This is a genomic window from Pseudomonas sp. ADAK21 (assembly GCF_012935735.1).
GTDB classification, from domain to species: domain Bacteria; phylum Pseudomonadota; class Gammaproteobacteria; order Pseudomonadales; family Pseudomonadaceae; genus Aquipseudomonas; species Aquipseudomonas proteolytica.
The window spans coordinates 1202927-1224884 of the sequence record NZ_CP052857.1 but is presented as its reverse complement, the minus strand read 5'-3'; the positions used below and the strand labels follow the sequence as shown (position 1 = coordinate 1224884).

General features: G+C 59.1%; 20 protein-coding genes, 2 tRNA genes and 1 rRNA gene. 17 read left to right on the top strand and 6 right to left on the bottom strand.

What is annotated here, in order from left to right:
- Positions 1-48 precede the first annotated feature (48 nt).
- Both gluQRS and dksA read right to left on the bottom strand, forming a co-directional pair.
- Positions 49-936 carry a tRNA glutamyl-Q(34) synthetase GluQRS gene (gene gluQRS, locus HKK57_RS05710; protein ID WP_104911568.1) on the bottom strand — a complete coding sequence of 296 codons (888 nt, stop codon included), beginning with the start codon at positions 934-936 and terminating at the stop codon, positions 49-51.
- Between the two features lie 84 nt (positions 937-1020).
- On the bottom strand, positions 1021-1455 hold the full coding sequence (gene dksA, locus HKK57_RS05705; RefSeq protein ID WP_029298940.1) for an RNA polymerase-binding protein DksA: 435 nt from the start codon (positions 1453-1455) through the stop codon (positions 1021-1023).
- 318 nt (positions 1456-1773) lie between these two features.
- On the opposite strand from dksA, the gene HKK57_RS05700 reads away from it, so the two are divergent.
- Both HKK57_RS05700 and sfsA read left to right on the top strand, forming a co-directional pair.
- Entirely contained in the window at positions 1774-2946 is a 1173-nt protein-coding gene (locus tag HKK57_RS05700) for a pyridoxal phosphate-dependent aminotransferase (RefSeq protein WP_169389902.1), read from the top strand.
- The gene (sfsA, locus tag HKK57_RS05695) at positions 2946-3659 is read left to right on the top strand and encodes a DNA/RNA nuclease SfsA (RefSeq protein WP_029298936.1); all 714 of its coding nucleotides are present in this window, start codon (positions 2946-2948) and stop codon (positions 3657-3659) included. The genes HKK57_RS05700 and sfsA overlap by 1 nt, the downstream gene beginning before the upstream one ends.
- Here the strand turns inward: sfsA and HKK57_RS05690 are convergent.
- Positions 3656-3973 carry a Rieske (2Fe-2S) protein gene (locus HKK57_RS05690; protein WP_029298934.1) on the bottom strand — a complete coding sequence of 106 codons (318 nt, stop codon included), beginning with the start codon at positions 3971-3973 and terminating at the stop codon, positions 3656-3658. The genes sfsA and HKK57_RS05690 overlap by 4 nt on opposite strands.
- A gap of 184 nt (positions 3974-4157) precedes the next feature.
- On the opposite strand from HKK57_RS05690, the gene HKK57_RS05685 reads away from it, so the two are divergent.
- Genes HKK57_RS05685 through HKK57_RS05675 form a run of 3 tightly spaced genes read left to right on the top strand, consistent with a single transcriptional unit; the run spans position 4158 to position 6837 of the window.
- The gene (locus HKK57_RS05685; protein WP_154907894.1) at positions 4158-5036 is read left to right on the top strand and encodes a heme/hemin ABC transporter substrate-binding protein; all 879 of its coding nucleotides are present in this window, start codon (positions 4158-4160) and stop codon (positions 5034-5036) included.
- Positions 5033-6070 (top strand): FecCD family ABC transporter permease, encoded by a 1038-nt coding sequence (locus tag HKK57_RS05680; protein WP_032862939.1) that lies wholly within the window; start codon positions 5033-5035, stop codon positions 6068-6070. The genes HKK57_RS05685 and HKK57_RS05680 overlap by 4 nt, the downstream gene beginning before the upstream one ends.
- Positions 6070-6837: a heme ABC transporter ATP-binding protein gene (locus HKK57_RS05675; RefSeq protein WP_029298928.1), complete on the top strand. Its 768-nt coding sequence runs from the start codon at positions 6070-6072 to the stop codon at positions 6835-6837. The genes HKK57_RS05680 and HKK57_RS05675 overlap by 1 nt, the downstream gene beginning before the upstream one ends.
- Positions 6838-7131: 294 nt before the next feature.
- Here HKK57_RS05675 and HKK57_RS05670 read toward each other — a convergent pair whose 3' ends face one another.
- The 3 genes from HKK57_RS05670 to HKK57_RS05660 form a co-directional block, all read right to left on the bottom strand.
- Positions 7132-7404: a TfoX/Sxy family protein gene (locus tag HKK57_RS05670; RefSeq protein WP_029298926.1), complete on the bottom strand. Its 273-nt coding sequence runs from the start codon at positions 7402-7404 to the stop codon at positions 7132-7134.
- Between the two features lie 201 nt (positions 7405-7605).
- Positions 7606-7950 (bottom strand): pentapeptide repeat-containing protein, encoded by a 345-nt coding sequence (locus HKK57_RS05665; protein ID WP_169389901.1) that lies wholly within the window; start codon positions 7948-7950, stop codon positions 7606-7608.
- A gap of 91 nt (positions 7951-8041) precedes the next feature.
- Positions 8042-9598 carry a bifunctional aminoglycoside phosphotransferase/ATP-binding protein gene (locus HKK57_RS05660; RefSeq protein WP_029298922.1) on the bottom strand — a complete coding sequence of 519 codons (1557 nt, stop codon included), beginning with the start codon at positions 9596-9598 and terminating at the stop codon, positions 8042-8044.
- Between the two features lie 117 nt (positions 9599-9715).
- Between HKK57_RS05660 and mrcB the strand changes: the two genes are divergently transcribed.
- The 12 genes from mrcB (at position 9716) to HKK57_RS05600 (ending at position 21819) form a co-directional block, all read left to right on the top strand.
- A complete protein-coding gene (gene mrcB / locus HKK57_RS05655; protein ID WP_029298920.1) occupies positions 9716-12040 on the top strand; it encodes a penicillin-binding protein 1B in 2325 nt (774 codons plus the stop codon).
- 16 nt (positions 12041-12056) lie between these two features.
- The gene (locus HKK57_RS05650) at positions 12057-12788 is read left to right on the top strand and encodes a tetratricopeptide repeat protein (protein ID WP_029298918.1); all 732 of its coding nucleotides are present in this window, start codon (positions 12057-12059) and stop codon (positions 12786-12788) included.
- The gene (locus HKK57_RS05645) at positions 12788-13117 is read left to right on the top strand and encodes a YqcC family protein (protein WP_169389900.1); all 330 of its coding nucleotides are present in this window, start codon (positions 12788-12790) and stop codon (positions 13115-13117) included. The genes HKK57_RS05650 and HKK57_RS05645 overlap by 1 nt, the downstream gene beginning before the upstream one ends.
- A 431-nt stretch (positions 13118-13548) precedes the next feature.
- On the top strand, positions 13549-15273 hold the full coding sequence (locus tag HKK57_RS05640; protein ID WP_029298914.1) for an acetolactate synthase 3 large subunit: 1725 nt from the start codon (positions 13549-13551) through the stop codon (positions 15271-15273).
- Positions 15274-15275: 2 nt separating this feature from the next.
- Positions 15276-15767, top strand: a complete 492-nt coding sequence (gene ilvN, locus HKK57_RS05635; protein WP_003176102.1) for an acetolactate synthase small subunit — start codon at positions 15276-15278, stop codon at positions 15765-15767.
- Between the two features lie 47 nt (positions 15768-15814).
- Positions 15815-16831 carry a ketol-acid reductoisomerase gene (ilvC, locus tag HKK57_RS05630; protein WP_007948647.1) on the top strand — a complete coding sequence of 339 codons (1017 nt, stop codon included), beginning with the start codon at positions 15815-15817 and terminating at the stop codon, positions 16829-16831.
- 143 nt (positions 16832-16974) lie between these two features.
- Positions 16975-17832: a CDP-diacylglycerol--serine O-phosphatidyltransferase gene (gene pssA / locus HKK57_RS05625; RefSeq protein ID WP_029298897.1), complete on the top strand. Its 858-nt coding sequence runs from the start codon at positions 16975-16977 to the stop codon at positions 17830-17832.
- Positions 17833-17895: 63 nt separating this feature from the next.
- Complete coding sequence (gene msrP / locus HKK57_RS05620) at positions 17896-18909, top strand: protein-methionine-sulfoxide reductase catalytic subunit MsrP (protein ID WP_070994365.1); 1014 nt, start codon at positions 17896-17898, stop codon at positions 18907-18909.
- Positions 18909-19529 carry a protein-methionine-sulfoxide reductase heme-binding subunit MsrQ gene (msrQ, locus tag HKK57_RS05615; RefSeq protein WP_169389899.1) on the top strand — a complete coding sequence of 207 codons (621 nt, stop codon included), beginning with the start codon at positions 18909-18911 and terminating at the stop codon, positions 19527-19529. The genes msrP and msrQ overlap by 1 nt, the downstream gene beginning before the upstream one ends.
- 488 nt (positions 19530-20017) lie before the next feature.
- Positions 20018-21554 (top strand): 16S ribosomal RNA (locus tag HKK57_RS05610).
- 82 nt (positions 21555-21636) lie between these two features.
- Positions 21637-21713, top strand: a tRNA-Ile gene (locus tag HKK57_RS05605).
- 30 nt (positions 21714-21743) lie between these two features.
- Positions 21744-21819: transfer RNA gene (locus tag HKK57_RS05600), tRNA-Ala, on the top strand.
- Positions 21820-21958 lie beyond the last annotated feature (139 nt).

Genomic DNA, 21958 nt, shown 5'->3' with positions numbered 1-21958 from the left:
GAAAAACTGCGGCGATGTTAACGGATGGCTGGCAGGCTGCAAGCGCCTTCAGTGTAATTGCGCCTCGGCCAATGTGAGTGTGCGCGGGATCCGGGTGGCATCCCAGTGCGCAATGCCCCAATCCAGCAATTCTCGTGGGCTGGCATGGTGCAGTTCATCCCCCGGTTGTTGGCCGAGCGCGCGCAACGCCCTCAGTAGCAACGGCGTGGCCTGGTCGGGCGTCAACGGCGGGGAGCGGTAGGATTTGCCCAGCTTGTTACCGTCCGGCTGGGTGATCAGGGGCACATGCAGGTAGCGCGGCTGGCGCAGGCCCAGCAGCTCCTGCAGGTACAACTGGCGCGGTGTGGAGTCCAGCAGGTCGGCGCCGCGCACGATATCGGTGACGCCTTGCCAGGCATCGTCGAGCACCACGGCCAGTTGATAGGCGTACAGGCCGTCGCGGCGGCGGATGATGAAATCGCCGACATCGCGCCCCAGGTGTTGTCGGAATTGGCCTTGAACACGGTCGGTGAAGTGGTATTCCAGCTCGGGAACACGTAGACGAATGGCGGCATCCTGCTGGTCGTGACCGGCATTGCGGCACAGGCCGGGGTAAATGCCGTTATACACTTCCAGTTGCTTGCGTGAGCAGGTGCAGGCGTAGGCCAGGCCATGGTTGAACATATCGTTCAGTACTTTGGCGTAGGCGTCATGCCGCTCGCTTTGGCGGACCAGTTCGCCGTCCCATTCAAAACCGTAGCTTTCCAGGGCATGCAGGATCGCCGCCTGGGCGCCGGGTTCTTCACGGGGTGGGTCGAGGTCTTCCATGCGCATCAGCCAGCGGCCGTGATTGGCGCGGGCGTCGAGGTAGGAGGCGAGTGCTGCAACCAGGGAGCCAAAGTGCAAATGGCCGCTGGGCGTGGGGGCGAAGCGCCCGATATAAGGAGAGGCTGTCATGGCCTGGATATTACTGGAAAACCGCCAAACTCCAGAAACAAAAATGGGGCGTTTGCACGCCCCATTCGTTCAGCCCGGCAGGGATTACTTGCCGACCTGTTTTTCCTTGATTTCGGCCAAGGTCTTGCAGTCTACGCACATGTCAGCAGTAGGACGGGCTTCCAGGCGACGAATGCCGATCTCGACGCCGCAGGATTCGCACCAGCCGTACTCTTCGTCTTCGATCAGTTGCAGCGTCTTGTCGATCTTCTTGATCAGCTTGCGCTCGCGATCACGGGCGCGCAGTTCAAGGCTGAACTCTTCTTCCTGGCTGGCACGGTCGGCCGGGTCAGGGAAGTTGGCTGCTTCGTCCTTCATATGGTCAACCGTACGGTCGACCTCCTGCATCAAGTCCTGCTTCCATTTCTGCAGGATCTTGGTGAAGTGCTTGCGCATGGGCTCGCCCATGTACTCCTCGCCCTTCGTCTCGATGTAGGGTTCGAAGCCGCTGATGCTCTGTTGCTTTGCTTGGGTGGACATGAATAGACCGCCTCTCACTCTTCTAATCCATTGCGCAGGATTGCAACATCACCGACACCTGCCGGCCCTGCGGCTGCAAGCGGGCGAACTTACCAGATAGATTCGGGGTGCGCCACTCCCGGTTGTCTGGGCCCGTCACGCGGGGGTTGCAAACTGTTGCGACCCGCCATGGAGGGCATCCACCGTCTCGAATGATGATTTTAGTCTTTTTGCAGGCGCTTGCCCGGCTCATCATCCCGGTCGGGCAGGCAATAGAACATGTTTTACCTCACGGGTTCGGTAGAATCCCGATTTTGTCCTCATTGTTAAGGAAAGCTAATGGCTCAGCCCTACAGTGCTCGCAGTCGTGCTATCGAACCATTTCATGTCATGGCGTTGCTGGCGCGGGCCAATGAGTTGCAAGCTGCGGGCCATGATGTGATTCACCTGGAAATCGGCGAGCCGGACTTCACCACCGCCGAGCCGATCATCCAGGCCGGCCAGGCCGCGCTGGCCAATGGCAAGACCCGTTACACCGCCGCCCGTGGCCTGCCGGAGTTGCGCGAGGCCATCAGTGGTTTCTACCAGCAGCGCTACGGCTTGAATATCGACCCCGGGCGCATCCTGATCACCCCGGGCGGCTCCGGGGCCTTGCTCCTGGCCAGCAGCCTATTGGTGGATCCCGGCAAGCATTGGCTGCTGGCTGATCCCGGCTACCCCTGCAACCGGCACTTCCTGCGCCTCGTGGAAGGCGCGGCGCAATTGGTGCCGGTCGGTCCCGAGGTGCGCTACCAACTGACCGCCGACCTGGTGGAGCGCTATTGGGACCAGGACAGTGTGGGGGCCTTGGTCGCCTCGCCAGCCAACCCGACCGGAACCATCCTGACCCGCGATGAGCTGGCCGGCCTGTCCAGTGCGATCAAAGCGCGCAATGGCCATCTGGTGGTGGATGAGATCTATCATGGCCTGACCTATGGCACTGATGCGGCCAGCGTGCTGGAAGTGGATGACGAGGCGTTTGTCCTAAACAGTTTTTCAAAGTATTTCGGCATGACCGGTTGGCGCCTGGGTTGGCTGGTGGCACCGCCCGCAGCCGTGGGCGAACTGGAGAAGCTGGCGCAGAACCTGTACATCAGTGCACCCAGCATGGCCCAGCATGCGGCATTGGCCTGTTTTACCCCGCAAACCCTGGCGATTCTCGAAGAACGCCGGGCCGAGTTCGGGCGCCGGCGTGACTTTTTGTTGCCGGCCTTGCGTGAGTTGGGTTTCGGTATTGCGGTCGAGCCCGAGGGCGCGTTTTACCTGTATGCCGATATCAGCGCCTTTGGCGGTGATGCTTTCGCATTTTGCCGGCACTTTCTTGAAACCGAGCATGTGGCATTCACGCCGGGGTTGGATTTCGGTCGCTTCCAGGCGGGTCATCATGTGCGTTTTGCCTACACGCAAAACCTCGACCGTCTCCAGGAAGCCGTGGAGCGGATTGCCCGTGGCTTGCGGAGTTGGCAAGGCTGATGCTTTTTAATCCTCCCCTCGAAGAAGGCCGGCTGATTCGCCGTTACAAGCGTTTTCTGGCCGATATCGAAACCGCTACTGGCGAACTGCTTACCATCCACTGCCCGAACACTGGCTCGATGTTCAACTGCATGGTTGAGGGCGGTCCGGTCTGGTTCAGTCGCTCCAACGATCCCAAGCGCAAACTGCCGGGCACTTGGGAGATTGCGCAAACCCCCCAGGGCCGCCTGGCGTGCGTCAACACCGCGCGGGCCAACCCGTTGGTTGAAGAGGCGCTGAATGCCGGGGTGATCACGGAGCTCAACGGCTTTACCGCGTTAAAGCGTGAAGTACCCTACGGCCAGGAGAAGAGCCGTATCGACTTTCGCCTGGACTACCCTGGCGGCGCAGCCTATGTCGAAGTCAAAAGTGTCACCCTGGGCTTTGACGGCACATCTATCGCGGCGTTTCCTGATGCGGTGACTCAGCGTGGCGCCAAGCACTTGCGGGAGTTGGCGCACCTGGCCCGAAGCGGTGTACGAGCCGTGCAGTTGTATTGCGTGAATCTGTCCGGCATTGATGGCGTAAGGCCCGCTGTGGAAATAGATGCGGGGTACGCCGTTGCGCTGCGCGAGGCCAAGGCTGCCGGGGTGGAAGTCCTGGCTTACGGCGTGCAGGTGAGTGCCCAGCAAATCTGCATCGACCGCCCATTGTTGGTGTTGCTCAACGATTAGAGTTGCACCCATAACCCCTGTGCGTCTTCGCGGCCGGGCAGGGGCGTCAGGCTCTGGCCCGCGCAGGGGCCGGCGACGCATTCGCCGTTTTCGATCAGAAACAACGCGCCATGGGTGGCACATTGGATCATGCTCGCGCTGGGGTCGAGAAACCGGTCAGGTTGCCACTCCAGCGGTACGCCGCGATGAGGGCAGCGGTTGATATAGAAATACACGCGGCCTTCGCGGCGTACGGCAAACAGCTTGCGGCCATCGAGATCGAAGCCGCGACTGCTGCCAGGGGCCAGTTCGTGGGAGGGGCACAGAAACTTCATAAGTGTTCTCAGGTGGCGCGGCTCAAGGGCTGTAGAGTGATCCGGGGTTTGCGGGCGAGCCCGGTGCTTGACGTGCAAATGCAAACAATTATCAAATGCCGGCTTCGCCCGTTGGCTGACTGCGTGCTCAGTACGATGCCAGGCGGTCATATGACTGACCCCACCCTTGGAAGGAAACCCTTTTATGCGCCTGAGTACCAGCGCTATTGCGCTTGTTGTTGGACTGCTGGTCAACCACGTGGCGCAAGCCGCTGAGCTGCCTCAACGCTGGGTCAGCGCCGGCGGTGCGTTGTCGGAGTGGGTGGCGGCCCTTGGCGGGGAGTCGAAGCTGGTGGGTGTCGATACTACCAGCCAGCATCCGCAGTCGCTCAAGGCGCTGCCGAGTATCGGTTACCAGCGCCAGCTCTCCGCCGAAGGGATCCTGAGCCTGCGCCCGCAGATCCTGGTGGGCACCGAGGAAATGGGGCCACCACCGGTGCTGGCGCAGATTCGTAACGCGGGGGTGCAAGTGGAACTGTTCTCCGCGCAACCGGACCTGCCGACCCTGCAAGGCAACCTGCAACACCTGGGCAAGTTGTTGGGTGCAGAAGACAAGGCCACGGCACTGTTCAGTACTTATCAACAGCAACTGAACCTGCAAAAAACGGCCGTGACCCAGGCGCAAGCCCGGCAAAAGGCCCCCGGCGTGCTGCTGGTGCTCGGGCATGCTGGTGGCAAGCCGCTGATCGCTGGCACGGACACGGCCGCCGATTGGGTGTTGCAACAAGCGGGTGGGCGCAACCTGGCGACGCACAGCGGCTATAAGCCGTTTTCGGTTGAGTCGCTGGCGGGGTTGAGCCCTGAAGTGCTGGTGTTCTCCGACCGCGCCCTGAGTGGCGAGGCGGCCCGCGCGGCCTTGTTCAAAGAGAACCCGATTCTGGCGAAAACCTCGGCGGCCCAGTCAGGCCGGGTGTTTGAGTTGGACCCCACGCTGCTGGTCGGTGGCCTGGGCCCGCGATTGCCGGCTAGCCTGCAAGCTTTGTCCGCCGGGTTCTACCCCGCTAAAGCCCAAGCCGCCCCATGACCACTCTGGTTAAACCGCGTGCGCTGTTTATCGGCTTGAGCCTGTTGTGTGTATTGGCGATCTGGCTGTCCCTGGCCCTGGGGCCGGTCAGCCTGCCGTTGCTCGACACATTGCGCGCCGCTCTGCGTTTATTGGGCGTGCCCATCGAGGCCCAGGGCCTGGAGCAGGCTGAACTGATTCTTGGCCAGATCCGCCTGCCGCGCACGTTGCTGGGGCTGGCGGTTGGCGGGGTGCTGGCGCTGTCGGGGGTGGCCATGCAGGGGTTGTTCCGTAACCCGTTGGCCGACCCGGGGCTGGTCGGGGTGTCCAGTGGGGCTGCGCTGGGGGCCGCGGTGGCCATCGTCGGCGGCGCGGCTTTCGGTGGCCTGCCGGACGCGGTGGGGCCGTATCTGCTGTCGCTGTGTGCATTTCTTGGTGGCTTGGGTGTGACTGCACTGGTGTATCGCCTGGGGCGTCGCGACGGCCAGACCAATGTTGCAACCATGCTCTTGGCCGGCATCGCCTTGACCGCCCTGGCGGCTTCGGCGGTGGGCCTGTTCACCTACCTCGCGGATGACGCCACTTTGCGCACCCTGACGTTCTGGAACCTGGGCAGCCTCAATGGCGCCAGCTACTCGCGGTTGTGGCCGTTGCTGCTGGTAAGTGCGGGCGTGGCGCTATGGCTGCCGCGCCGGGCCAAGGCGCTCAATGCCTTGCTACTGGGCGAATCGGAGGCCAGCCATCTGGGGATCAATGTCGAGGGGCTCAAGCGCGAACTGGTGTTTTGCACGGCCCTTGGGGTGGGCGCAGCGGTCGCTGCTGCAGGGCTGATCGGTTTTGTCGGGCTGGTGGTGCCGCACCTGGTGCGGCTATTGGCGGGGCCGGATCATCGCGTGCTCCTGCCGGCCTCGGTACTGGCGGGTGCGAGTCTGTTGCTGTTCGCCGATCTGGTGGCCCGCCTGGCGCTGGCACCGGCTGAGTTGCCCATCGGCATTGTTACCGCCTTTATCGGTGCTCCGTTTTTTCTCTACCTGCTGTTGCGAGGACGCGCCTGATGCTGCGAGTGGAAAACCTGCAGATACGCCGCGGTCGCAAAACCGTACTGGCCGATGTGACCCTTGACCTTCGGCCGGGTGAAGTATTGGGTGTGTTGGGCCCCAATGGAGCGGGTAAAAGTACCTTGCTGGGCGCGTTGTGCGCGCAATTGCATCCGGATGAAGGGCGGGTCTGGCTGGACGAACGCGAGCTCAAGGATTGGCAGGGCGCGCAACGGGCACAGCGGCTGGCGGTGCTGCCCCAGGTATCGACCCTGGATTTTGCTTTTCGCGTCGAGGAAGTGGTGGGCATGGGGCGCTTGCCCCACCAAAGCGGGCGGGTACGCGACGATGAAATCATCGAAGCCGCCTTACGCGCTGCCGATGTAGGCCATTTGAGTGGGCGTAGCTACCTGGCCCTGTCCGGCGGTGAGCGCCAGCGCGTGCACCTGGCGCGGGTGCTGGCGCAATTATGGCCGGGCGAGGCGGGGCAGACGTTATTGCTCGATGAGCCGACCTCGATGCTTGACCCCTTGCACCAGCACACCACCTTGCAGGCCATCCGCAGCTTCGCCGACCGTGGTGCCGCCGTGCTGGTGATCCTCCACGACTTGAACCTGGCGGCGCGCTACTGCGACCGCATCCTGCTGCTGGAGAATGGCCGCCCCCATGCCCTGGATACGCCGACGCAAGTGTTGCGTCCTGAGCTGCTCAAGGCAGTGTTTGGCCTGGATGTGCTAGTGCAGCCCCATCCTGAACTAGGCCATCCACTGATCATCGCCCGCTAAAAACGGTAGGAGCCGGCTTGCCAGCTCCCACAAGGAATGCATTCATGTGCCTGGGCCATAAAACGCAGGCAAAAAAAGACCCGGCAAGAGCCGGGTCAAATAACCGTGATTAGCCTGATGAGGAGATAATCTGAGAGTCCGAACCAATGGTCTTTCAGTTATCGGCTGATCTCGCGACCAGTTGTGATAATCATAACGATTCTCATTTGAGAGTCAACATTTGTTTTTGCACCCTGGAAGGTTTTCCTCAAACGCTTGTTTGGAATCCCCGCAAACACTGGGCTTTGGCTCTTCTCAGTTCTTATTGCGTGCCGACAACGCTTCCAATTGGCGATTCAAGGCTTCCTTGCGCTCGGTAGGAATATCGTTCCAATGCACGTCCATCAATGCGCCCTCGATGGCATACAGCAGGACCTTTGAAGCCCGGAAGCCGCGGGTACGTACCGCCCGGTAGGCGTCTACCGCGCCCAGGCGACGCAGGTCCGAAGCGCTATGAATGCCCACCGCATGCAGCCATTGCGCCGAGGTCTTGCCAAGGTTTTTCAGGTGTTGCAGCTCATCATTCATCAAGCCTCCTTGCGACGGCCGAATGGTTCGGTGGGTATCGTGACCAGGCAAGCCTGAAAGGAGTGTAGCGCTCAGTAGGAAAAGCGTAGTTGTTTGCTCAGAAACGACGTAAACGCTTCTAAGGCTGACGCTGGAATCTTGACGGTGGCAGGTGCCGGCCCCCAGCCCGCATTGCGCGCAGCTGGGTATCAAGGTGTACGGTCAGCGGGTGCGGTAACGCAGGCGAGTGCCGAAATTGACCGACATGAGGATCTCGTCAGCGCTCAGTTCTGGGGGGAAGTAAGTGCCCGAGATCTGCGCATGGGCCAAGCTCGCGCCTTCCAGCGCGCAGTCGCGCAAGTCCAGGCCACGCAGGTCGGCAGAACGGAAATAGGCGTCGGTAAAATCCACGCCCTCGGCGTCCAGGTGACGCAGGTCGAGCCCACGGAAGTCGCCGCCGCGCATATCTATGACGCCTTCCTTGGGGCGCTCCTGATTGAAGCCACGGATGTCATCTTTATGCAGCAGCGCGTAGAGCGGGGTATCAAGCAGCTTCGGCTGGCCCATGGCGGCATCTCCTGTTGGACTTATAATGCCATTATAGTGCCACTATTTCAGGCCGTGAGCTGTTAACGGCATCACGGCCAGGAAATATTTCTTACAACCCTGGCAGGTGCTGGCGAACATGAGCAACCAGCGCGTCCAGCGTCCCGCTCTCATTGGTCTCGACCCGCTTGCTCAGCAGCAACTCTTCGGCGCCCAGGGCATCACGGCTGGCTTGCTGCTGTTCAATGACCGCCAGGGTGGCGTCGGACGGATCGTTTTTATCTGCCTGACGTTTTGCCAGCCAGCTAGCGATAACCGCCTGCGGTGCATTGCAATCCAGGATCAGGAATGGCGCGCCGGTGGCTTCTGCGACTTTGGCGGCAGCGTCTCGTTGCTCGCGTTTGAGGTAGGTTGCGTCCAGGACCACCGGGAAGCCTGCGCGCAGCACGGTTTCGGCGAGGGTATTCAGGCGGGCGTAGGTCGCGGCACTGGCGTCCGAGGCATAGATCCCGGCTTGCGGAGTGTTCTCCACCTGCTGCTCGCCGAACAGGCGTTTACGCTCGACATCCGAGCGCAGGCGAATGGCGCCCAGCGCGTCCACCAGGCGCATCGCCACATGGCTCTTGCCGGTCGCCGACACGCCATGGGTAATTGCCAGGAAGCGCGAGGGGATGGTGCTGTAGCTTTCGGCCAGGTTGGCGTAGTTGCGGTATTGACGCAGGGTGGTTGCACGTTCGACCGGAGTTGCCTCGGACGGCATGCTGAACAGCGCGACCTTGGCGCGGACCAGTGCGCGGTAGGCTTTGTAGAAGTTCAGCAGCTCCAGGCTCTGGTAGTCGCCGGTCAGCTCCAGGTATTGGCTGATAAAACGCCGGGCCAGGGACTTGAGGCCACGGTCTTCCAGATCCATGGCCAGGAAGCCGGTGTCGGCGCACACGTCGGTGAAGCGGAACGGTTCGTTGAACTCGATGCAATCGAAGATCACCACGTGCCCGTCGATCATGGTCGCGTTGCCCAGGTGGATATCACCGTGGCACTCGCGGATAAAACCATTGAGCTTGCGCTGCTCCAGCAGGGGCTTGAGGCGTTCAAAGCTGCTCTCGGCCCAGGCTTGCAGTGCTTCCAGTTGGGCCAGGTCGGCCTTGTCGCTGAGGAACGGAAGAATCTGCTCGAAGTTCTGCCGCACCGGCGCCATCACTTCGTTCGGGGTGCCGGCCGGATGTGCCTCGGGAACCTTGGGCGCGTTCAGGTGAAATTGCGCAATCTGGCTAGCCATCTCATCAATGTGGCCACTGGTCAGCTCGCCGTTGGCCTGCAAGGTACTCAGCAGTTGGCTTTGCGGGAACTGGCGCATTTTCAGCACATGTTCGATGGCGGGGCCTTCGCCGCCCAGTTGCGGTGCTTCAACGCTGCCGGTGATCGGCAACACTTCAAGATACAAATCTTGCGTCAGGCGTTGGTTCAGGCGCAGCTCTTCGTTGCAGAAGTGGGCGCGGGCATCCAGTTGGGTGAAGTCGAGGAAGCCGAAGTTCACCGGCTTCTTGATTTTATAGGCAAAGGGACCGGTGAGCAGGACCCAGGAAATATGGGTTTCGATGACTTGAAACGTTTCGACCGGATGAGGAAACAGGGCCGGGTTTTGCAGGGCGGCAATCAGGGGCTGGCTCACGGGCGATCCTTCGGAGTCTGGGAAAATAATGGAGCGCATTATGGCCGCTCAAGCCGGTCATGCAAACCGCCGTCCGGTTCATGTTGATCATCAATAAAGTGCGTATAATCCGCCGCCATGACTCGTACTCGATCTCCCCGTTCCCGTAAAAAACCTCCTTCCCGCAGCCTGCGCCCCTGGTTGGGCTGGGCGCTCAAGCTCGGCCTGGTGGGCCTGGTGGTGATCGCCGGCATCGCGGTCTACCTCGATGCGGTGGTGCAGGAGAAGTTCTCTGGCAAGCGCTGGACCATCCCGGCGAAGGTCTACGCTCGCCCGCTGGAACTGTTTACCGGCCAGAAGCTGAGCAAGGCCGACTTCCTCACCGAACTCGATGCGTTGGGCTACCGGCGCGAAGCCGTGGCCAATGGTCCGGGGGCGGCGGCGGTCAGCGGCAATACCGTGGATCTGAACACCCGCGGCTTCCAGTTCTACGAGGGCCTCGAAAAGGCGCAGCCGGTGCGCGTGCGCTTCTCCGGGGACTACGTGGCTGAGCTTTCTGCACTCAATGGCGGCAAGCTGCCGGTGGTGCGCCTTGAGCCATTGTTGATCGGCGGGATTTACCCGAAGAACCTTGAAGATCGCATCCTGATCAAGATCGATCAGGTGCCGCCGTATCTGCTGGAAACCCTGGTTGCGGTCGAAGACCGGGATTTCTATAGCCACTGGGGCGTATCGCCCAAGTCCATCGCCCGCGCCATCTGGGTCAACACATCGGGTGGGCGGATGACCCAGGGCGGCAGTACCCTGACGCAACAATTGGTCAAGAACTTCTACCTGACCAGCGAACGCAGCCTGACCCGTAAACTCACCGAAGCCATGATGGCGATGCTGCTGGAGTTGCATTACAGCAAGCAGGAGATTCTGGAGGCCTACCTCAACGAGGTGTTCGTCGGCCAGGATGGTCAGCGCGCGGTGCACGGTTTTGGCCTGGCCAGCCAGTTCTTCTTCGGCCAGCCATTGTCCGAGCTCAAGTTGCACCAAGTGGCGCTGCTGGTGGGCATGGTCAAGGGACCGTCCTATTACAACCCGCGCCGCAACCCGGAACGGGCCCTGGAGCGCCGCAACCTGGTGCTCGATGTGCTGGAGCAGCAGGGCGTTGCGACCGCTGAACAGGTTGCTGCTGCGAAGAAGATGCCCCTGGGTGTCACCACCCGTGGCAAGTTGGCCGACAGCTCCTTCCCCGGCTTTATCGACCTGGTCAAACGCCAGTTGCGCGAAGACTATCGCGACGAAGACTTGACCGAAGAAGGCCTGCGGATCTTTACCAGTTTCGACCCGATTCTGCAGATGAAGGCCGAAGCCTCGGTCAGCGATACCTTCAAGCGCCTGGCCGGGCGTAAAGGCTCGGACGAAGTCGAAGCCGCCATGGTGGTGACCAATCCGGAAACCGGTGAGGTCCAGGCCATGATCGGCAGCCGCCAGGCCAGCTTCGCCGGTTTCAATCGGGCGCTGGATGCCGTGCGGCCGATTGGCTCGCTGATCAAGCCGGCGGTGTACCTCACCGCGCTGGAAAAACCGAGCAAATACACCCTGACCAGTTGGCTGTCCGACGAAGCGTTTTCGGTCAAGGGCGCCGACGGCCAGGTGTGGAAGCCGCAGAACTATGATCGTCGCTCCCACGGCACCGTATTCCTGTACCAGGGGCTGGCGCATTCCTACAACCTGTCCACGGCACGGCTTGGCCTGGAACTGGGTGTGCCGAATGTGCTCAAGACGCTGGCGCGGCTGGGCGTCAGCCGCGAGTTCCCGGCGTTCCCGTCGATGTTGCTGGGCGCGGGGGGCTTGAGCCCGATGGAAGTGGCAACCATGTACCAGACCCTCGCCAACGGTGGTTTCAATACGCCGATGCGCGGGATCCGTAGTGTGCTCACAGCGGAAGGCGAACCGCTCAAGCGCTACCCGTTCCAGATCGAGCAGCGCTTTGATCCGGCCTCCATCTACCTGATCCAGAACGCCATGCAGCGCGTCATGCGCGAAGGTACCGGGCGGTCGGTGTATAGCTCACTGCCGGGCAACCTGACGCTGGCTGGCAAAACCGGTACCAGTAACGATTCCCGTGACAGTTGGTTCGCCGGTTTCAGCCAGGACCTGCTTGCGGTGGTATGGCTGGGGCGCGATGACAACGGCAAGACACCCTTTACCGGCGCGACCGGCGCGTTGCAGGTCTGGACCAGCTTTATGCGCAAGGCCGACCCGCTGCCACTGAACATGCCACAACCTGACAATATCGTTCAGGCCTGGATCGACCCCCATACCGGCCAGGGCTCCGATGCCAACTGTCCGGGCGCGGTGCAGATGCCGTATATTCGCGGCAGCGAACCGCCAGCCGGCGCTCCGTGTGGCACAGGTGTGCCCACAGACGCGGATTCGGTGATGGATTGGGTCAAGGGCTGGATGAATTAAGCAAAGAGGATTTCAAGTGAACAAGTGGTTGATTCCGGCTATTACAACGTTAGCTTTGCTCAGTGGTTGCTCCAGCGTGCAGCGCGGCTCCATCCCTGTGGTGGATTCCGGCACGGCTGTGTCCAACAATGATCGGATTTCGGCCAATGGCGGCTTTCGCCAGACCGTGACCACCCGTCCCAACCCTGCCACGACCCAGGCCGTGCCGCAGGATTCTGGCGTGGTAGTGATGGTCCCTGGCGGAGGCGCCACCACGTCAGCGCCGATCAGCTCCGCGCCTTGGACGCCGGGCCCGATTACACCAGGGCCGTCGAATTCCGCGCCGATTGATACGGCGCCGATCAACCAGGGTTCCTACAACATGCCGTCGACACCGAGCGGGATTCCTTCGGCCAATGCTGGCGGCTTGTCTGCCGACGAGCAGTTGGACGGCCCGGTCCTGGCCTTGCTCACCACCGCGCAGCAACAGCAGGCCGGTGGCGACTTGAACGGCGCATCGTCCAGCCTCGAACGCGCCCAGCGTGTCGCACCACGTGAGCCGCAGGTGCTCTACCGTCTGGCGCAAGTGCGCATGGCCCAGGGTGACGCGCCACAAGCTGAACAGTTCGCCCGTCGTGGCTTGACCATGGCCAACGGTCGTCCTGATCTGCAGGCCAGCCTGTGGGCCTTGATTGGTGATGCACGTGCCGCGCAAGGTGATGCTGCCGGCGCCGCCCAGGCCCGGCAAAAAGCCAAGGTCAGCCTCTGATGGATTCGCGTTTTCCGGCGATTGCCGAACAGTTGTTGTTGATTGAGCGTGAACTGCGTGTGCAGGGCTGGTGGGATGATGTGTCTCCCAGTGTCGAGGCGCTGAGCAGCGTCGAGCCGTTTTCTGTCGATACCCTGGATTTTCACCAGTGGTTGCAGTGGATTTTCCTGGCCCGGATGAAACAGATCTTGGAACAGGACTTGCCGCTGCCCAATGCGTCGGGAATCCTGGAGATGGCCGAGATGGTCTATGCCGATCGTCCGCGCGAGAGCCTCGGCTTGCGCAATGCGCTGAAAAAGTTCGACCAACTGATCCTCGACGCTCGTTAATTGCCTGACTGCCGGGTTTTCCGGCAGTCTTGCGCACATTTCTACCGCTTGACGACATTCAGGCGAGTTTTATCCCTCCTCAAACCCCTTTCTTCTTCGTTCTCATGCGCTTACTTGGAAAAAAGCGCAATTATTGCTTGACTTGAAGGGGCTGAAACAGAAGAATCCAAAGTCCGCTGTATCGGGACTGCCAGAAGCAGGCCCGCTCAGCAGATCATGAGGCGCACATCCGCGCCGACCTGTTACACCCGCAACGCGTTACCTCGCGCTGGGTGGGAAAAGCCCGCAACACTTGGGACGATCCCAATACTTGCTCAGTCAGTGCTGACGTAGTCGGCGACCACCGTCGCTCATGCTCTGTTGAGAAGTAAACCTATTAAGACCCGTCGGTTTTCAACGGACGGTATTCTGGCGTTTTAGAGGTGAACAACGTGGAGCTTTTATCTGGTGGTGAGATGCTCGTCCGCTTTTTGCGTGACGAAGGCGTCGACTATATCTACGGGTACCCAGGTGGTGCTCTGCTGCATGTCTACGACGCACTGTTCAAGGAACCTGGTGTTACCCACATCCTGGTTCGCCACGAACAGGCCGCGACCCATATGGCTGACGGTTACGCCCGTGCCACCGGTAAAGCCGGCGTGGTGCTGGTAACGTCCGGCCCAGGCGCAACCAATGCCATTACCGGCATCGCGACTGCTTATATGGACTCCATTCCGATGGTGATCATTTCCGGCCAGGTGCCTAGCACCATGGTTGGTACCGATGCATTCCAGGAAACCGATATGATCGGTATCTCCCGGCCGATCGTGAAACACAGCTTCATGATCAAGCATCCGTCGGAGATCCCGGACGTCATGAAAAAGGCCTTCTACCTCGCACAGTCCGGTCGCCCGGGGCCTGTGGTGGTCGATATCCCGAAAGACATGACCAACCCGGCGGAAAAATTCGAATACGTCTTCCCCAAGAAAGCCAAGCTGCGTTCCTACAGCCCGGCCGTTCGTGGGCACTCGGGGCAGATCCGCAAGGCCGCAGAAATGCTCCTGGCGGCCAAGCGTCCGGTGCTGTACTCGGGTGGTGGCGTGATCCTGGGCGGTGGTTCCGCACCTTTGACCGAACTTGCCAAGATGCTCAACCTGCCGGTGACCAACACCTTGATGGGCCTCGGTGCCTTCCCGGGTTCGGATCGTCAGTTCGTCGGCATGCTCGGCATGCACGGCAGCTACACGGCCAACCTGACCATGCACCATGCCGACGTGATTTTGGCCGTGGGTGCGCGGTTCGATGACCGGGTGATCAACGGCGCGAGCAAGTTCTGCCCGAATGCCAAAATCATCCACATCGACATCGACCCGGCGTCCATCTCCAAGACCATCAAGGCCGACGTGCCGATCGTAGGTCCAGTGGAAAGCGTATTGACCGAAATGGTCGCCGCGCTCAAGGACATTGGCGAGACGCCGAACAAGGAGTCCGTTGCCAGTTGGTGGAAGCAGATCGACGAATGGCGTGGTGACCGCGGCCTGTTCCCTTACGACAAGGGCGACGGCAGCATCATCAAGCCACAGACCGTGATCGAAACCCTGTGCGAAGTGACCAAGGGCGACGCCTTTGTGACCTCCGACGTGGGCCAGCACCAGATGTTCGCCGCGCAGTACTACAAGTTCGACAAGCCTAACCGCTGGATCAACTCCGGTGGCCTGGGCACGATGGGCTTTGGTTTTCCTGCGGCCATGGGTGTGAAGCTGAGCTTCCCCGACACCGACGTTGCGTGCGTGACCGGTGAGGGCAGTATCCAGATGAACATCCAGGAGCTGTCGACCTGCCTGCAGTATGGCTTGCCGGTGAAGATCGTCTGCCTGAACAACGGTGTACTGGGCATGGTTCGCCAGTGGCAGGACATGAGCTACAACAGCCGTCACTCCCATTCCTACATGGAATCGCTGCCTGATTTCGTCAAGCTGGTTGAAGCCTATGGCCATGTCGGCATGCGCATCACTGATTTGAAGGATCTGAAGCCGAAGATGGAAGAGGCGTTCGCCATGAAGGATCGCCTGGTGTTCATCGACATCCAGGTCGACACCAGCGAGCACGTCTACCCGATGCAGATCAAAGACGGCTCTATGCGCGACATGTGGCTGAACAAGACGGAGCGAACCTAATCATGCGGCACATTATCTCCCTGCTTCTGGAGAACGAACCCGGCGCTCTGTCTCGTGTGGTCGGCCTGTTTTCGCAACGCAACTACAACATCGAAAGCCTGACCGTGGCCCCGACCGAAGACCCGACCCTGTCGCGCCTGACGTTGACTACCGTAGGTCACGATGAGGTGATCGAGCAGATCACCAAGAACCTCAACAAGCTGATCGAAGTGGTCAAGCTGGTCGATCTGTCGGAAAGTGCCCACATCGAGCGCGAGCTGATGCTGGTCAAGGTCAAGGCCACGGGTGCTCAACGTGCCGAGATCAAGCGCACTACCGATATTTATCGTGGGCAGATCGTCGATGTGAGCGCCAGCGTTTATACCGTGCAACTGACCGGTACAAGCGACAAGCTGGACAGCTTCATCCAGTCGATCGGGACGGCCTCGATTCTGGAAACCGTACGCAGTGGTGTCACCGGGATTGCCCGTGGCGACAAAGTACTCAGCATCTAACCCAAATTAGTGAATGGCCTTACGGCCTGGATATATAGAGGAACCTCATGAAAGTTTATTACGAAAAAGATTGTGACCTGTCGATCATCCAGGGCAAAAAAGTCGCCATCATCGGCTACGGTTCCCAGGGCCACGCTCAAGCGTGCAACCTGAAAGACTCCGGCGTTGACGTGACTGTTGGCCTGCGCAAAGGCTCGGCGACCGTTGCCAAGGCCGAAGCTCATGGCCTGAAAGTGACTGACGTTGCTTCTGCTGTTGCTGCTGCCGACCTGGTCATGATCCTGACCCCGGACGAGTTCCAGTCCGCGCTGTACAAGAACGAAATCGAACCGAACATCAAGAAGGGCGCTACCCTGGCCTTCTCCCACGGCTTCGCGATCCACTACAACCAGGTTGTACCGCGCGCTGACCTCGACGTGATCATGATCGCGCCGAAAGCACCGGGCCACACCGTGCGTTCCGAGTTCGTCAAGGGCGGCGGTATCCCTGACCTGATCGCGATCTACCAGGACGCCTCGGGCAACGCCAAGAACGTTGCACTGTCCTACGCTGCTGGCGTTGGTGGTGGTCGTACCGGCATCATCGAAACCACCTTCAAGGACGAGACCGAAACCGACCTGTTCGGCGAGCAGGCTGTTCTGTGCGGTGGTACCGTCGAGCTGGTAAAAGCCGGTTTCGAAACCCTGGTTGAAGCTGGCTACGCGCCGGAAATGGCCTACTTCGAGTGCCTGCACGAACTGAAGTTGATCGTTGACCTCATGTACGAAGGCGGTATCGCCAACATGAACTACTCGATCTCCAACAACGCTGAATACGGCGAGTACGTGACCGGCCCGGAAGTGATCAACGCCGAATCCCGTCAGGCCATGCGCAACGCCCTGAAACGTATTCAGGACGGCGAGTACGCCAAAATGTTCATCAGCGAAGGTGCAACCGGCTACCCTTCGATGACCGCCAAGCGTCGTAACAACGCCGCTCACGGTATCGAAATCATCGGCGAGCAACTGCGCTCCATGATGCCGTGGATCGGTGCCAACAAGATCGTCGACAAAGCCAAGAACTAAGTCGTACGTATCAAGTGAAAACGCGGCCTAGGCCGCGTTTTTTCGTTTGAGGGCTGGTTCTGGTATAAAGCTGCATCGTTTGCGGGCGAACACTCGCCGCAAGTGTCTGTCGAATTTTTTCACACCGTTGCAAGGTAAAGTCCATGAGCGAACGTCCCGAAGAGCCAAACCAGGCCTCTGACGCCGAAAGCCTGCTACCGATCGATGAGCATGTCGAAGAAGGGCATGACGCGGAAGGCCGCAAGGTCCGGCATCGTGGCATCTATCTTCTGCCCAACCTGTTCACCACGGCGAACCTGTTTGCCGGTTTCTACTCCATCATCAATTCCATGAGTGCCCAGAGCGCATTGGCGGCAGGTGATGCGGCGAGTGCCAGCAAATATTTCGGTTTTGCCGCCATCGCGATCTTCGTGGCCATGGTGCTCGACGGCCTTGATGGGCGCGTGGCGCGGATGACCAATACCCAAAGCGCCTTCGGTGCCGAGTACGACTCGCTGTCGGACATGGTTGCCTTTGGTGTCGCACCTGCGTTGTTGGCGTTTGCCTGGGCGCTGGGGGATATGGGCAAGGTTGGCTGGATGGTTGCCTTCATCTATGTGGCGGGAGCTGCGTTGCGTCTGGCGCGCTTCAATACCCAGGTAGGCACTGCCGACAAGCGCTACTTCATTGGCCTGGCCAGCCCTGCTGCGGCAGGTGTGGTGGCGGGTATTGTCTGGGCGTTCAGTGACTATGGTATCCAGGGGTCGAAGATGTCGTTCCTGGTAGCCTTGATGGTCGCGGCGGCTGGCATGCTGATGGTCAGCAACATCAAGTACAACAGCTTCAAGGAGTTCGACCTGAAGGGGCGGGTGCCTTTCGTGGCAATTCTGGTGGTGGTGCTGGTTTTCGCGGTCGTCTTCAGCGATCCGCCGCGGATTCTGCTGCTGGCGTTCCTGGTATATGCCGCTTCGGGTCCGGTTCAGTACCTGTTGCATCTTCGCCGGGACAAAACATTGCCTTAATGTAATTTCCCACATACTCCGCAGTCTATTGGTGCATCAGTTCTCCAATGCTGCGGAGTTGCCATGTTAATCAAATTGCCCAAAGCGTCCGACTGCCACGAATCGGATGTCACCCCAGAATCCCTCTATTTCTCCCGTCGCAGTTTGCTCGGTGGCGCGCTTGCCGGTATTGCGGCCAGTAGCCTGCCGCGTTGGGCGAGTGCGGCTGACACTGCGCGTTATGCTGATGTCGAGCCCGGCAAGGCGCCTGGCTGGTTCGCCGAAAAGCTTCCAGGTACGCAATGGCAGGCAGTGACGGTAAAAGACGAAGCCATCACCCCGTTCAAAGATGCGACCCACTACAACAACTTCTATGAGTTCGGTACCGACAAGGGCGACCCTGCGGCAAATGCCGGGTCGCTCAAGACCGAGCCATGGAGTGTCGTAATTGATGGCGAGGTTGCGAAACCGGGGCGTTACGCCTTGGAAGACTTCATGAAACCTTACCAGTTAGAAGAGCGGATCTATCGTCTGCGCTGTGTCGAGGCTTGGTCGATGGTCATTCCCTGGATGGGGTTCCCCATATCAGCCCTGCTGAAGCAGGTTGAACCGACCTCCAAGGCCAAGTACATCCGCTTTGAAACCCTCCAAGACCCCAAGAGCATGCCGGGCCAGCGTTCGAGCTTCGGCCTGATCGACTGGCCTTATGTAGAAGGGTTGCGTCTGGATGAAGCGATGAACCCTCTGGCGATCCTGGCAGTGGGCATGTATGGGCGTGAGTTGCCCAACCAGAACGGTGCGCCGCTGCGTTTGGTGGTGCCATGGAAGTATGGTTTCAAGAGTGTGAAGTCCATCGTGCGGATCAGCCTGGTAAGTGAGCAGCCGAAAACTACCTGGCAAAGCATTGCGGCGGATGAGTATGGGTTTTATGCGAATGTGAATCCCACGGTCGACCATCCGCGCTGGACCCAGGCGCGAGAACGACGCCTGCCCAGTGGTTTATTCAGCCCGAATGTGCGCGAGACGCAGATGTTCAACGGTTACTCGGAAGAGGTCGCCTCTCTTTATACGGGTCTTGATCTGCGGAAGAACTATTGATGCGTTACCCCATCTGGCGCGTTGGCGTCTTTATGGCAGCGGCGGTGTGGCCGTTGTATTGGTTGTACGAGGCCTGGAGTTTGGCCTTGGGGCCTGATCCCGGCAAAGTGCTGGTTGATCGCCTGGGGTTGGGGACGCTGATCCTGTTGCTGGTCACCCTGGGGATGACGCCTCTGCAAAAGCTCAGCGGTTGGGCAGGGTGGATCGCTGTGCGCCGACAGCTGGGGTTGTGGTGTTTTGCCTATGTGGTATTGCACCTCGCGGCTTACTGCGTATTTATCCTGGGGTTGGATTGGTCGCAATTGGGCGTGGAGTTACGCAAGCGGCCCTACATTATTGTGGGGGCGTTGGGTTTCCTGTGTTTGCTGGCGTTGGCGGTGACCTCCAATCGCTACAGCCAGCGTCGGCTGGGTAGCCGTTGGAAGAAGCTGCATCGCTTGGTGTACGTGATTGTGGGGCTTGGTTTATTGCATATGCTTTGGATCGTACGGGCTGATCTGAAGGAGTGGGCTATCTATGCTTCTATAGGCGCGTTGCTCTTGCTCCTGCGGATCCCGCCTGTGATGCGTCGAATCCCCCGTCTTGTGGCTAAAAAAGCACCATCTGCAACAAAAGTGTAATTAGCCCTTGACCGCAGAATCAGGAAGTCTATAATTCGCCCCACTTCCGGCGCAGTCGAAACGTAAAACTCCTTGATAAACAATGAGTTATGCGAGATTCGACAGCAAGTTGCTTCAGTTCATCGAAGCCAAAAGGGAGTTGAAAAAGAGGTGTTGACAGCAGCGTGTAACGCTGTAGAATTCGCCTCCCGCTGACGAGAGATCGGAAGCGCAAGTGGTTGAAGTTGTTGAGGAAAACCTCGAAAGCTTCTGAAAATAACCACTTGACAGCAAATGAGGCTGCTGTAGAATGCGCGCCTCGGTTGAGACGAAAGATCTTAACCAACCGCTCTTTAACAACTGAATCAAGCAATTCGTGTGGGTGCTTGTGGAGTCAGACTGATAGTCAGCAAGATTATCAGCATCACAAGTTACTCCGCGAGAAATCAAAGATGTAACCAACGATTGCTGAGCCAAGTTTAGGGTTTCTTAAAAACCCAAAGATGTTTGAACTGAAGAGTTTGATCATGGCTCAGATTGAACGCTGGCGGCAGGCCTAACACATGCAAGTCGAGCGGTAGAGAGAAGCTTGCTTCTCTTGAGAGCGGCGGACGGGTGAGTAATGCCTAGGAATCTGCCTGGTAGTGGGGGATAACGTTCGGAAACGGACGCTAATACCGCATACGTCCTACGGGAGAAAGCAGGGGACCTTCGGGCCTTGCGCTATCAGATGAGCCTAGGTCGGATTAGCTAGTTGGTGGGGTAATGGCTCACCAAGGCGACGATCCGTAACTGGTCTGAGAGGATGATCAGTCACACTGGAACTGAGACACGGTCCAGACTCCTACGGGAGGCAGCAGTGGGGAATATTGGACAATGGGCGAAAGCCTGATCCAGCCATGCCGCGTGTGTGAAGAAGGTCTTCGGATTGTAAAGCACTTTAAGTTGGGAGGAAGGGCAGTAAATTAATACTTTGCTGTTTTGACGTTACCGACAGAATAAGCACCGGCTAACTCTGTGCCAGCAGCCGCGGTAATACAGAGGGTGCAAGCGTTAATCGGAATTACTGGGCGTAAAGCGCGCGTAGGTGGTTAGTTAAGTTGGATGTGAAATCCCCGGGCTCAACCTGGGAACTGCATTCAAAACTGACTGACTAGAGTATGGTAGAGGGTGGTGGAATTTCCTGTGTAGCGGTGAAATGCGTAGATATAGGAAGGAACACCAGTGGCGAAGGCGACCACCTGGACTGATACTGACACTGAGGTGCGAAAGCGTGGGGAGCAAACAGGATTAGATACCCTGGTAGTCCACGCCGTAAACGATGTCAACTAGCCGTTGGGAGCCTTGAGCTCTTAGTGGCGCAGCTAACGCATTAAGTTGACCGCCTGGGGAGTACGGCCGCAAGGTTAAAACTCAAATGAATTGACGGGGGCCCGCACAAGCGGTGGAGCATGTGGTTTAATTCGAAGCAACGCGAAGAACCTTACCAGGCCTTGACATCCAATGAACTTTCTAGAGATAGATTGGTGCCTTCGGGAACATTGAGACAGGTGCTGCATGGCTGTCGTCAGCTCGTGTCGTGAGATGTTGGGTTAAGTCCCGTAACGAGCGCAACCCTTGTCCTTAGTTACCAGCACGTCATGGTGGGCACTCTAAGGAGACTGCCGGTGACAAACCGGAGGAAGGTGGGGATGACGTCAAGTCATCATGGCCCTTACGGCCTGGGCTACACACGTGCTACAATGGTCGGTACAGAGGGTTGCCAAGCCGCGAGGTGGAGCTAATCCCACAAAACCGATCGTAGTCCGGATCGCAGTCTGCAACTCGACTGCGTGAAGTCGGAATCGCTAGTAATCGCGAATCAGAATGTCGCGGTGAATACGTTCCCGGGCCTTGTACACACCGCCCGTCACACCATGGGAGTGGGTTGCACCAGAAGTAGCTAGTCTAACCTTCGGGAGGACGGTTACCACGGTGTGATTCATGACTGGGGTGAAGTCGTAACAAGGTAGCCGTAGGGGAACCTGCGGCTGGATCACCTCCTTAATCGACGACATCAGCTGCTCCATAAGTTCCCACACGAATTGCTTGATTCATTGAAGAAGACGAAAAGAAGCAGCCCGAAATTGGGTCTGTAGCTCAGTTGGTTAGAGCGCACCCCTGATAAGGGTGAGGTCGGCAGTTCGAATCTGCCCAGACCCACCAATTTTGTGTGGGAAACGCCTGTAGAAATACGGGGCCATAGCTCAGCTGGGAGAGCGCCTGCCTTGCACGCAGGAGGTCAACGGTTCGATCCCGTTTGGCTCCACCACTACTGCTTCTGTTTGTATAAAGCTTAGAAATGAGCATTCCATCGTTGTGATGGTGAATGTTGATTTCTAGTCTTTGACTAGTTCGTTCTTTAAAAATTTGGGTATGTGATAGAAAGATAGACTGAACGTTACTTTCAC